Below are 12321 nucleotides of genomic sequence, written 5' to 3' on the forward strand. Positions count from 1 at the left end.
CGCCCGCGCTCGCGCCGCGCCGCGCGTCGACTGATTCCCAAGTGCGTCAGGCCTGCGCCGTCTCCCAGCCGAACCCGTCCGGATCGGTGAACGGCTCGGCGTCGGTGCCGATGACGATCCGGTGCGACCCGGTGCCCTCCGGCGGGCAGCCAGCGTCCTTGGCGAGGGCGCGGCGCCCGTAGAGCGCCAGCTTGACCCGGCTCGACGGACTGGCGAACTCGACGTACTTGCGGCCGAAGCTCTTCGCCACCGCGAGTCCGTGGTCGACGTAAAACCGCTTGCTCACGGCCACGTCCTCGGCGCCCAGCAGGAGCACCATCTCATCGATCTTCCGGGCGTCCGGGCCCGTGTCCTTCTTCGCCGACGTCGCGACCTTCCAGATCGACCCGTCCGGCGCCCGCACGACCCCGCCGTAGCCCCAGAACGACTTCGCGACCGGTTTGAGCGACGTGGCACCCGCGTCGAGGGCTGCGCCGATGAGTCCCTTGACGATGGATGGCTGGGACACGGTGAGCGAGAGCGTGAACCCGCGAAAGCCGGTCGTCGGCGCTTCCGAGGCCCGTAGGCGCACTTGGGTGTCAAGACCGAATGCCTCTTTGTAGAAGGCTTCGGCGAGCGCGGGGTCGGGTACTTCGAGGGTGATGGATTTGATGGAGGTCATGGCTGTTCCTTAGGTCGCTGCCCGTCGTAGCCGACGTCGTCTATGGCGGCAACACTAGGTTCGGCGCTGAGGCTTCGCTTCTCGATTCCTGATCGGTCTGGGTCGCTACGCCTGACTTTGCTCGGGGTGTCCTCCCTGACCTTCGGTAATCATCTGCGCACCACGCGTGAGCGACGGATCGCGGTCCCCTGGTTCCCCGGACGGAATCCACTTGCCGTTCGAACTCGCCAACGAGGGTGTCGCGGGGTCTGAGGACAGGTGCAGCGCGTGCAGGATGTCTCTCGGTGAGGTCAGCAGGTGCGGCTGGTGGTCGAGGCGAAGCTGCTGGACCGAGGTCAGCTGGTGCACGGCGACCACCCACTCCACCTTCACGACAAGGAGCGCCCCGACCCTGATCACGGCATCCTTTGTGGACTGTAGTGAGGTGAGAAGCGGGCCGAGGTTCTGCATGAGCGTGGCGGTCACGTTCGCGTCGTGGGCGAGCACGCCGCGGGATTCGACGGCGTGCATGGCGACCGCTGCGGCCTCGCCAGCTATTGGAGAGCGCGCGACGTCGCGGGTGCGCGCTCGCATGCGTCGAAACCACGAGCCGAGGACGGGGTCGTCGCGATCGGCCATCTCGAGTCCGGCCGTCCGAAGGAGGACCTCAAGTTCGGCTTCGACCCGCTCATGGCCCGCCTCGTCGGCGAGGTAGATGGTGATCGGGATCGTCAGGTCGTCGGCGTCCGGCTCCGTGGGGATAGCGACCTGCGGAACCTTCTCCTCATCCAGGAATCGCAGCGTCGAGATGTCGGACGGCACGTCCACCCGGACTTCGGCAATGACTTCGTCGAACAGAGCCCGCAGGGCGTTGAGGCAGCGCCCTCGGGTCGGACCGATGCTGCCGAGGGGCAGGTTCAAAGCGTCGGCGACCACACGATATTCCGCCCGTCCGGCAAGCACCGTCAGTCGCAGCAGCTCCTGGCAGCGCTGGGGCAACCGCTGGAAGGCCACCCACAGGTACTGGTCCGACTGGCCACTCAGCGGCGAGTCGTCGATCACCAGCTCGGCCGACGCCGGGGGTGCCCCGTACGCTCGGGCCCGCCTGGCCTCCCGCCGCGTCGTGGTGATCAGCCAGCCGACCAAGGCCCTGGACTCGGCGAGCCGGTCGAGGTGACGCAACAGCGTGAGCCAGACAGTCTGAACGACGTCCTCGGCGGCGTTCCGGTCAAGTCCGCCGCCTCGCGCCACGTGCCAGACGAGCGGGGTCAACTCGGCGACCAGGACATCCAGCGCCGAGCGGTCTCCGCCTTGCGCGGCGCGCAGATAGGCCGAGTACCTGTCCTGCTCCCCCAAACCTTCCAAGGTGTCGGGTTTCGTGCCCGTGTCTTTGCTCATCGACCACCCCTTCAACTGACACCACAGTCTGACGGTGATCGAACCGACAACCAGCTGTCTGGTCAAGGCGCGGGTGTTCTGCCATGATGGCGCGACCAGGCGATGGCGACGAGGAAGCCGGTGTGAATCCGGCACGGTACCGCCACTGTGATCGGTGAGCGACTCCCGCGACTGGCCACTGCCCCACCAGGGGTGGGAAGGCCGGGGAGAAGCGTTGATCCGACGAGTCAGGAGACTCGACCATCGCTACCTCACCATCCGGGGCGGTTCTCCCCGAGAGAGGCAGTTGCCGTGCGGACTGTCGTTCACCCAGTCATTCTCCTTTCGTACAGGAACCTTTCCCGGCGCTGACCGCCGTTCACTGACATCCCAGCGGGTCTGAGCGATCCGCGGTTCCTCCATGCGCCGACGCGGGCGCATGGCTCTTTCCTGTGCGCTCAAGGAGTTCACCCATGTTCGATCGATCGACCCTGCCCTCCCGCCGGACCATCCTCAAAGGAGCGTTCGCGGGCGCGGTCCTCCTCGGCGCTCCCGCGTGCGGGCCGGGCAACGCCACCGGCAACGCGAGCGAGACGCCCCGGCGGGGCGGGAATCTGCGGGTGGTGGTTTCCGGGGCCAGCACCACCGACGACGTACTCGACCCGCACCTGGCAGGATCGTGGGGTGGTGGCGCGGTGGCGAAGAACGTGTTCGACAAGCTGGTGGCCTACAACCACGACCTGACGCTGCGGCCACGACTGGCCGAGTCGCTCGAACCCAACGCCGACGGGACGGTCTGGACGGTCCGACTCCGCAAGGGCGTGCGCTGGCACGACGGCAAGCCGCTGACCGCCGACGACGTGCTGTGGAGCGTCAAGCGGATCCTGGACCCGGCCAACAAGCTGCCCGCCGCCGCGGACCTGTCCATGATCGATCTCGCAGGCTCGCGGAAGGTCGACGACACCACCGTCGAGCTCCGGATGACGCAGCCGATGGCCGATCTCGGCGCGCTGTTGGCGGGCTGGTACGTCTACGTGGTCCAGAACGGGACGAACACGTTCGACAAGCAGCATCCGCCGGTCGGCACCGGGCCGTTCCGGTTCGGCGACTGGGCGCCGGGCGAGCGGACCACGCTGCTGCGCAACGACTCCTATTGGGAGGACGGCAAACCGTATGTCGACAGCGTCGAGATCATCCTCGCCGCGAGCGCCGACGCACGGCTCAACGTGTTCCTGTCCGGCGCGGCCGACATCGTGCACGAGCTGTCCCATGTGCAAGGGAAGACACAGCAGGGGAATCCGGCACTGACGATCCACCAGTCACCGGTGGGCACGTTCCAGGCGTTCAACATGCTCATCGATCGGGAGCCGTTCACCGATCCCCGCGTCCGGGAGGCACTGCGGCTGGCAGTGGACCGAAAGGCCATCGTGGACTCCGTCTACTTCGGATACGGCGAGGTCGGCAACGACCTGTACGGCAAGGGCGCGCCGAACTACGCCGACTCGATCCCGCAGCGCGCCTACGACCCCGAGAAGGCCCGCGCGCTGCTGCGGGAAGCGGGCAAGGAGAACCTGACGGTCACCCTGCACACCTCCGACGCCACGCCCGGCTTCGTCGAGTCGGCGCTGCTGTTCGCCGAGCAGGCGAAGAAGGCCGGGATCACCATCGACGTGTCGAAGTCGGCGGCGGACTCGTACTGGACCGACGTGTGGCTCAAGCAGCCGTTCACCCAGACCAGCTGGGGCAGCTACGCCCTGGAGTGGTTCTACGGCCAGGCGATCGTGTCGACCGCGCCCACCAACGAGACCGCGTGGAAGCGGCCCGAGTGGGACCGGAAGTTCGCCACGGCGCGCGGCACCCTGGACGCCGAGCAGCGCGGGCAGCGCTATCTCGAACTGCAGCAGGAACTGTGGTCCGACGGCGGATACATCATCCACTCCTACGCCAAGTGGCTCGACGGCGTGAGCCCGCGCGTGCGCGGTTTCGCTGGGACCACCGTGGCCACCGACGACTGGTGCGGCTACCGGAACGTATGGATGTGACCACTGTGGACGGTATGCGCCGGTACGTCGCGTTGCGGCTGCTCGGTGCCGTCGGCGTGGTGTGGGCGGCCTCGGTGGTGATCTTCGCGGCGATGCGGCTGCTGCCCGGTGACGCGGTCGACGTCATCCTGGCCAAGGGCGCGGGTTCGGGCGGCGGCTCCGCGGCCGACAAGGCAGCCCTGCGCGCCCAACTGGGCCTGGACCGGCCGCTGGTCGACCGATACGTCGACTGGATGGGCAGTGTGCTGCAAGGGGATCTCGGTCGGTCGCTGTACTCCGGTCGGCCGGTGACCGAGATCGTCGGCGCGCGGCTGCCGAATACCCTGGTGCTGGCCGCTGTCGCCGTGGCCGTGGTGGTCCCGCTGGCGATCGGACTCGGCGCTTGGGCGGGCGCGAAGGCTGGGCGGGTACGCGACCGGGTGGTCAGCGCCACGTCGGTGACGGTGGGCTCGCTGCCCGAGTTCGTCACCGCCACGCTGCTGATCTCGCTGTTCGCCTACACGTGGCCGATACTGCCCGCGGCCTCGATGGTCCGCCCCGGCGACAGCCCACTGTCCACACCAGACATCCTGGTGCTGCCGGTGATCACGCTGGTGGCGGTGATGGCCCCGCAGACGATCCGGATGGTGCGGGCGCAGCTGGCCGAGGCGATGGCGTCGGACTACGTCAGGATGGCGCGGCTGCACGGCATCCCGGAACGGCGGATCGTGCTCCGGCACGCGTTGCGCAACGCTCTGGCCCCGGCGATGCCGTTGCTGGCGGGCAGCATCACCTGGTTGATCGGCGGGATCGTGGTCGTGGAGACGGTGTTCGCCTACCCGGGGATCTCGCAGGACCTCGTGCACGCGATCGGCCAGCGCGACCTGCCCTACGTGCAGTCGGTGACGCTGCTGTTCGCCACGGTCACGGTCGTGGGCTACCTGCTGGCCGACCTCGCGGTCGTCGCCCTCGTCCCGAAACTGGCCACGCGATGAGGCGGTTGACCGCGGCGGCGGCCGTGACGCTGCTGGCGTTGGCACTGACCGGGCCGTGGTGGGCGCCGCGGTCGGCGACCGAGACGGTGGGCTTGCCGTTCACCCCGCCAGGCGGCGGCCACCCGCTTGGCACCGACTACCTGGGCAGCGATGTGCTCAGCAGACTGCTGCACGGCGGCCGGACCGTGGTCCTGCTGGCGGTCGCGGCCACGGTGCTGGCGTACCTGACCGGGGTGGTGATCGGGATGGCGGCCGGGCTCACCCGCGCGGACCCGGTGCTGATGCGGCCGGTGGACGTGCTGCTGGCGATCCCGCCGTTCCTGGTCCTGGCGGTGCTGGCCGCCGCGTCCGGCCGGGGCTGGCTGGTGGTGGTACTCGCCGCGGCGCTGGCCAACATCCCCGGCATCGCCCGCGTGGTGCGCGCGGCGACGCTGGAGGTCGGTGGGCGTGGGTATGTGGAGGCGGCGCTCGCGCGCGGCGAGTCCAAGGCGAGCGTCGCCGCGCGCGACGTGCTGCCCAACATCGCCGCGCCGATGCTGTCCGACGTCGGATCGCGCGTCAGCGGCACGATCGCCATGGTGGCCGGGGCCAACTTCCTGGGCCTCGGGCTCCAGCCGCCCGCCGCCGACTGGGCGCTGATGGTCGCCGAGAACCGCATGGGCCTGGCGTTGCAGCCGTGGGCCGTGCTCGGCCCGGCCCTGCTGATCGCCCTGCTGACCATCACCGTCAACCTCGGCGGCGACGAGATCGCCGCCGCGCTTCGCCGCGACCGCAAGGAGATTCCGGCATGACTGGCACGACTCCCGCCGTGGACGTGCGGGGCCTGCGCGTGGTCACCGACTCGGGCAGGCCGATCGTCGACACCGTCTCGTTTTCCGTCGAGGCGGGACAACTGCTGGCCGTCATCGGCGAGTCCGGCTCCGGCAAGACCACCACCGCGCTGGCGCTGCTCGGGTGGGCCAACGCGGGCACGGCGATCGACGCGGGCGAGGTCGTGATCGCGGGCGAGTCGATGCTCGATAGGCCCGACGTCCGCTCGCTGCGGTCCACTTTGGTCAGCTACGTGCCGCAGGATCCGTTGCGGGCGCTCAACCCGGCCCGCCGCGTCGGCGTGCAGCTCGCGGAGATCCTGCGCGTCCACGGCATGCGGCAGGACGCCGACACCGCGATCGCGACCGCACTGGACCGGGCGCGGCTGCCCGCCGATCCCCGGCTGCTGCGCCGGTATCCCCACCAGCTGTCCGGCGGGCAGCGGCAGCGGGTGGTCATCGCGCAGGCGCTGCTGCTCGACCCGGCGGTGATCGTCCTGGACGAGCCGACCACCGGGCTCGACGCGGTCACCCAGCGGGAGTTCCTGACCCACCTGCGGCAGCTGCGCGCCCAGACCGGGGCGGCGATGGTCTACGTGACCCACGACGTCGCGGCGGCGGCCGAGGTCGCCGATCGGGTCGTTGTCATGCGGGCGGGCGTGATCGTCGAGCAGGGCCCGGCCGACGAGGTCATCGGCCGTCCCCGCGAGCCGTACACCCGCGAGCTGATCGCGGCGACGCCCGACCCGCGCGCCCGGGTCGCGGCCCGGCCGGAGACGCCGACGGTGCTGCGGGTACGGGGGCTGACCGCGTCCCACGGGTCGGTGGTCGCGGCCCAGGACGTCGACCTCGACCTCACCGCCGGGCGGTGCCTGGCCCTGGTGGGGGCATCCGGGTCCGGCAAGACGACCATCGGCCGCTGCGTCGCGGGGCTGCACCGCCCCGACGCGGGCACGCTGACCATCGACGGCGTCACCATGACTCACCGGCGCACCCGCGACCAGCGCAAACGTATCGCCATCGTGGTCCAGTCCCCCGGTGACTCGCTCAATCCGCGCCGGACCGTGGGCGCCGAACTCGCCCGCGTGCTGCGGTTCTTCGGCACGGGCAGCGAATCCAGGGTCGGCGCGTTGCTCGACAGCGTCCGACTGCCGCGAGAGCTGGCCGACCGGTACCCGGCCCAGCTCTCCGGTGGCGAACAGCAGCGCGCGGCGATCGCCCGTGCGCTGGCCGCGGACCCCGCGGTGCTGGTGTGCGACGAGATCACCTCCGCGCTCGACGTCTCGGTGCAGGCGTCCGTCCTGGGTCTGCTGAGCGAGTTGCAGCGCGACCTCGACTTGGCGCTGCTGTTCATCACCCACGACCTCGGCGTCGTCGCCGCGATCGCCGACCGGGTCGCGCTGCTCGACGGCGGGCGGATCCACGCGCAGGGCCCGACGGGCGAGATCCTGCGCGACGACACCCCGCACCCGCTGGCCGAGCGGTTTCTCACGGCCGCCCCAGCAACCCGACACGCCCACAACATGTAGTTGCCAATCGACGCTCCACACCCCATGTATGGTGTCGATCAGAGCTGGTTCGGCCGTCCAATCCAGGGCGGTCGTCGTAAGAGGGAACCCGGTGCGAGTCCGGGACTGCCCCGCAGCGGTGAACGGGAACGACAGCCGTCAGGAAGCACTGGACACATCACTAGTCCGGGAAGCGACGGCCAGTAGGCGCCACCAGGCACGCCCGTGAGTCCGAAGACCTGCCAGCCGCCCCGCACGCGCCGCGTGCGGGCGTCCGGGCCCCGAGGGAGGGCGCGAGGGCGACGCGGTCGCGTGCGCCCGCTCGGTCTTCGCGTGTCTAGGTGGCCCGGCGGTTCGACCGAGCTCGCGAGGAGAGAGCTGTGACGGTCTCTGACCTGTCGACCCCAATCAGTCCACAGAGGATTGACACACTGGGGACCACCATGCGGGTGCGCAAGCGCAGTGGCGCACTGGAACCCGTGGATGTGGCCAAGATCGTCCGGGCGGTGCGCCGGTGTGCCGTCGACCTTGCCGACGTCGACCCGCTGCGGGTCGCGACGCGGACGATCAGCGGTCTCTACGACGGCGCGACCACCGCCGAGTTGGACCGGCTGTCCATCCAGACCGCGGCGGAACTGGTCGCCGAGGAACCCGAGTACTCCAAGCTCGCCGCGGGCCTGCTGTCGGCCTACATCGACAAGGAGGTGCGCGGGCAGGGCGTCGCGTCGTTCAGCCAGAGCGTGCGACTGGGTCATTCCGAGGGCCTGATCGGGGACGCGACGGCCACGTTCGTCGCCGCCCACGCGCGCAAGCTCGACGACGCGATCGACGAGTCGGCCGACCGGCGGTTCGAGTACTTCGGGCTGCGCACCGTCTACGACCGCTACCTGCTGCGGCACCCGTCGACGCGCTCGGTGATCGAGGTGCCGCAGTACTGGCTGTTGCGGGTGGCGTGCGGGCTGTCGCACACGCCCGCCGAGGCCATCGCCTTCTACCGGCTGATGTCGTCGCTGGCCTACCTGCCCAGCTCGCCGACGCTGTTCAACTCCGGTACCCGGCACACCCAGATGTCCTCGTGCTACCTGCTCGACTCGCCGAAGGACGAGTTGTCGTCGATCTACGAGCGGTACGCCCAGATCGCGCACCTGTCGAAGTTCGCGGGCGGCATCGGCGTGCAGTGGTCGCGGGTGCGCTCACGGGGCGCGCTGATCCGCGGCACCAACGGGCATTCCAACGGGATCGTGCCGTGGCTGCGCACGCTGGACGCGTCGGTCGCGGCGGTCAACCAGGGCGGGCGGCGCAAGGGCGCGGCCTGCGTCTACCTGGAGACCTGGCACCCCGACATCGAGGAGTTCCTGGAGCTGCGCGACAACACCGGCGAGGACGCCCGGCGCACCCACAACCTCAACCTGGCCAACTGGATCCCGGACGAGTTCATGCGCCGGGTCGAGGCCGACGCCGACTGGTCGCTGTTCGACCCCGACGAGGTGCCGGAGCTGCCCGACCTGTGGGGCGACGAGTTCGACCGCGCCTACCGGGCCGCCGAGGAGGCGGGCCGCGCGGTGCGCACGGTCAAGGCCCGCGACCTGTACGGGCGGATGATCCGCACCCTGGCGCAGACCGGCAACGGGTGGATGACGTTCAAGGACACCGCCAACCGCACCTGCAACCAGACCGCCGAGCCCGGCAACGTGGTGCACCTGTCGAATCTGTGCACGGAGATCCTGGAGGTCACCAGCGACACCGAGACCGCCGTGTGCAACCTCGGGTCGGTCAACCTCGGCGCGCACGTCGATGGCGACGACATGGACTGGGCGCGGCTGCGGTCGACGGTGCGGACCGCGGTGACATTCCTCGACCGCGTGATCGACATCAACTACTACCCGACCGAGCAAGCGGCGCGCAGCAATCCGAAGTGGCGCCCGGTCGGGCTGGGCGTCATGGGCCTGCAGGACGTGTTCTTCACGCTGCGCCTGGCGTTCGACTCTGATCGGGCCCGCGAGCTGTCCACCCGGATCGCCGAGGAGATCTACCTGACGGCGCTTGAGACCTCGGCCGAGCTCGCGGCCTCGGCGGGCGCGCACCCGGCGTACGCGCGGACCCGGGCCGCGCGGGGCGACCTGCAACCAGACCTGTGGGCGGTAACGCCGACCCAAACGGAGCGCTGGGCGGCCGTGCGTGAGCGGATCGCCGAACACGGACTGCGCAACTCGCTGCTGATCGCCATCGCCCCGACCGCGACGATCGCCTCGATCGCGGGCTGCTTCGAGTGCGTCGAGCCGCAGGTGTCCAACGCGTTCAAGCGCGAGACGCTGTCGGGTGAGTTCCTGCAGATCAACTCGTACCTGGTCCGCGAGCTCAAGGCGCGCGGCCTGTGGACCGAGGAGATCCGGTCCCGGCTCAAGCGCGACGACGGCTCGGCGCAAGGGCTCACCGAGCTGCCCGCCGACGTCCGCGAGCTGTTCCGCACGGCGTGGGAGCTGCCGCAGAAGGCGCTGATCGACCTGGCCGCCGCGCGCGGCGCGTACGTCGACCAGAGCCAGTCGCTCAACCTGTTCGTCGCCGCGCCGACCATCGGCAAGCTCTCCTCGATGTACCTGTACGCGTGGAAGGCCGGGCTGAAGACCACCTACTACCTGCGTTCCCGCCCGGCGACGCGGATCCAGCAGGCCACCGTGCCCACCGCCGAGGCCCTCGCCTGCTCACTCGAGAACCCAGAATCCTGTGAGGCCTGCCAGTGACCACGCTCGACGCCACCGCCCGCAGGACCGCGCTGCTGGACCCTGGCATGGACCTCACGCTGCGACCGATGCGCTATCCGCAGTTCTATGAGCGGTTCCGGGACGCGATCAAGAACACCTGGACGGTCGAGGAGGTCGACCTCCACTCCGACCTCGCCGACCTGGCGAAGCTGTCGGCCGCCGAACGGCACCTGGTCAACCGGCTCGTGGCGTTCTTCGCCACCGGCGACACCATCGTGGCCAACAACCTCGTGCTCAACCTCTACCAGCACGTCAACGCCCCCGAGGCGCGGCTCTACCTGTCGCGGCAGCTGTTCGAGGAAGCCGTGCACGTCCAGTTCTATCTGACGCTGCTCGACACCTACCTGCCCGACGAGAACGAGCGGGTCGAGGCGTTCGCCGCGGTCGACAACATCCCGTCCATCCGGGACAAAGCGGAGTTCTGCTTCCGCTGGATCGACTCGATCGGGCACCTCGACCGGCTGGAGACCCGCGCCGACCGGCGGGCCTTCCTGCTCAACCTGATCTGCTTCGCCGCGTGCATCGAGGGCCTGTTCTTCTACGGCGCCTTCGCTTACGTGTACTTCCTGCGTTCGCGGGGCCTGCTCAACGGCCTGGCATCGGGCACGAACTGGGTGTTCCGCGACGAATCTATGCACATGGCGTTCGCGTTCGACGTCGTGGACACCGTGCGCCAGCAGGAGCCCGACCTCTTCGACGACGAGTTGCACGAGCAGGTACGACAGATGCTGCGCGAGGCGGTCGACGCGGAGACGAGGTTCGCCGAGGATCTGCTCGGGCAGGGGGTGGCCGGGATGTCGCCCGCGGACATGCGGTCCTATTTGGAGCATGTCGCCGACCGCCGCTTGTCGGTGCTCGGGCTCGCGCCCATCTACGGATCGGCGAATCCGTTCGGGTTCATGGAACTGCAGGACGTGCAAGAGCTGTCGAACTTCTTCGAGCGCCGGGTGTCGGCATACCAGGTCGCGGTGAGCGGCACGGTCGCGTTCGACGAGGAGTTCTAGCTGGGTGGTGCCGTGTGTCGGGACCCCCGGCACACGGCCTCACCTTCACCGAGACCTACCCGGGAGTCGAACCCGGTGACAGCGGTGTTGCAGACCGCCCCACGACCGTCGTGACGTAGGCCAGAACCCGGCTTTCGCCGGGTGGCTCCCGGTCCACCCATCCGGCGCTGCCCTACCAGGACTCGAACCTGGGACCTCCCCGTTCGTAGCGGGGCACTCTGTCCGACTGAGCTACAGGGCATCGCAAGGGAATCCGTTCCCTCGCGTTGAGAATTTCTGTTCCGCTTTGGAGTTGCCAAAAGAACACGTGCGCCACGCGGGAACGTATTCGTTGCGAATACGCGAAATAAAGAGAGCCGCCCTGATCGGTTTCCCGATGGGCGGCTCCCTGTCATGACGAAGTCATTGTCATGGCGGGGAACCCGGCGCGCCCAACAGCAGAAGTCGCGCACAACACTGCTCGGACACCGTGAGACACCGGCGGAATGTGCAGGCGCCAGCGACCGCTGCGTCATTGCGACGCCCGGTTCCCCGCTGCACGATGCCCGCCATTGCTGTCTCCTTCATCGGTGTTGGTAATCATCATGCCCGCGATTCCCGCGCTGGTCAATCATTTATTGTCAGCGGATACGAGATCGGCGACGGCGTCCTCCCACCTCGCGAAGTCGAAGGTAAACCCGGCGTCGAGTTGAAGCTGCCGCGTCCCGCGGCGCACGTCTCAGGCGGTGCGGCGGAAGAGCAGGTCGAAGTCCTTCCGCCAGGACTCACCGTCCTCGGAGAACTCCCACATGGCGGTGATCGTGGTGCCGTCCGCGCTGATCGTGCCGGTGAACCGCTGGTGGAAGCTCGGCGCGGCCCGCCACTGCCGCCAGACGTTGTCGGCGAGGGTCATCTTGTACACGCGGAAGACGTCACGGGCGTCGGCGTACAGCACGGTGAAGGCGTCGTCGGAGTCGTCCAGTCCGATGATCGACAGGGTGGGCAGCGGCGAGTTCGCGCGCCACACGGGATCTTCGGGAGGCGTTTCGGCGTCGGCGGTCTGCCGCACGAACGCGCCGTCGTCGGCCCATTCGAACGTCGTCCAGCCAACCCCGATCGAGCGGCCCTCGACAACGGGCTCCATGTCCCATCGGCCGATGAGAACGTCGAGCTTACGCAGTGCCGCCGTGCGCCCTGTCGTGGACATGCCGCCTCCGCCGCGATCG

Annotated in this window: 8 protein-coding genes, 1 tRNA gene, 1 pseudogene and 2 riboswitches; of the genes and pseudogenes, 6 read left to right on the forward strand and 4 right to left on the reverse strand. The window is 69.2% G+C overall.

Features of this window, described 5'->3' with window-relative positions; all coding sequences use genetic code 11:
* Window positions 1-46: 46 nt before the first annotated feature.
* Both BN1701_RS13530 and BN1701_RS37275 read right to left on the reverse strand, forming a co-directional pair.
* On the reverse strand, window positions 47-661 hold the full coding sequence (locus tag BN1701_RS13530; RefSeq protein ID WP_054048859.1) for a glyoxalase: 615 nt from the start codon (window positions 659-661) through the stop codon (window positions 47-49).
* Window positions 662-1489: 828 nt separating this feature from the next.
* A pseudogene (locus BN1701_RS37275) lies at window positions 1490-2038 on the reverse strand (RNA polymerase sigma factor); the annotation flags it as partial.
* A 70-nt stretch (window positions 2039-2108) separates the two neighbouring features.
* Window positions 2109-2298: riboswitch (cobalamin riboswitch) on the forward strand.
* A gap of 192 nt (window positions 2299-2490) precedes the next feature.
* On the opposite strand from BN1701_RS37275, the gene BN1701_RS13540 reads away from it, so the two are divergent.
* The 6 genes from BN1701_RS13540 (at window position 2491) to BN1701_RS13565 (ending at window position 11116) form a co-directional block, all read left to right on the forward strand.
* Window positions 2491-4059: an ABC transporter substrate-binding protein gene (locus tag BN1701_RS13540; RefSeq protein ID WP_054048861.1), complete on the forward strand. Its 1569-nt coding sequence runs from the start codon at window positions 2491-2493 to the stop codon at window positions 4057-4059.
* On the forward strand, window positions 4056-5033 hold the full coding sequence (locus BN1701_RS13545; protein ID WP_054048862.1) for an ABC transporter permease: 978 nt from the start codon (window positions 4056-4058) through the stop codon (window positions 5031-5033). Before BN1701_RS13540 ends, BN1701_RS13545 begins: the two co-directional genes overlap by 4 nt.
* Window positions 5030-5824: an ABC transporter permease gene (locus tag BN1701_RS13550; RefSeq protein ID WP_067520704.1), complete on the forward strand. Its 795-nt coding sequence runs from the start codon at window positions 5030-5032 to the stop codon at window positions 5822-5824. Before BN1701_RS13545 ends, BN1701_RS13550 begins: the two co-directional genes overlap by 4 nt.
* Window positions 5821-7371, forward strand: coding sequence for an ABC transporter ATP-binding protein (locus BN1701_RS13555; RefSeq protein ID WP_067520706.1), 1551 nt, complete (start codon window positions 5821-5823; stop codon window positions 7369-7371). The genes BN1701_RS13550 and BN1701_RS13555 overlap by 4 nt, the downstream gene beginning before the upstream one ends.
* A gap of 28 nt (window positions 7372-7399) precedes the next feature.
* Window positions 7400-7612: riboswitch (cobalamin riboswitch) on the forward strand.
* Window positions 7613-7793: 181 nt separating this feature from the next.
* Window positions 7794-10091, forward strand: a complete 2298-nt coding sequence (locus BN1701_RS13560) for a ribonucleoside-diphosphate reductase subunit alpha (protein ID WP_082860335.1) — start codon at window positions 7794-7796, stop codon at window positions 10089-10091.
* Window positions 10088-11116 carry a ribonucleotide-diphosphate reductase subunit beta gene (locus tag BN1701_RS13565; protein ID WP_231949592.1) on the forward strand — a complete coding sequence of 343 codons (1029 nt, stop codon included), beginning with the start codon at window positions 10088-10090 and terminating at the stop codon, window positions 11114-11116. The genes BN1701_RS13560 and BN1701_RS13565 overlap by 4 nt, the downstream gene beginning before the upstream one ends.
* Before the next feature lie 167 nt (window positions 11117-11283).
* Here BN1701_RS13565 and BN1701_RS13570 read toward each other — a convergent pair.
* Together BN1701_RS13570 and BN1701_RS13575 are read right to left on the reverse strand one after the other, a co-directional pair.
* Window positions 11284-11357, reverse strand: a tRNA-Arg gene (locus tag BN1701_RS13570).
* A 477-nt stretch (window positions 11358-11834) separates the two neighbouring features.
* Complete coding sequence (locus tag BN1701_RS13575) at window positions 11835-12302, reverse strand: hypothetical protein (RefSeq protein WP_054048870.1); 468 nt, start codon at window positions 12300-12302, stop codon at window positions 11835-11837.
* Between the last annotated feature and the right edge of the window lie 19 nt (window positions 12303-12321).

It is taken from the genome of Alloactinosynnema sp. L-07, from assembly GCF_900070365.1.
Taxonomy (GTDB): Bacteria; Actinomycetota; Actinomycetes; order Mycobacteriales; family Pseudonocardiaceae; genus Actinokineospora.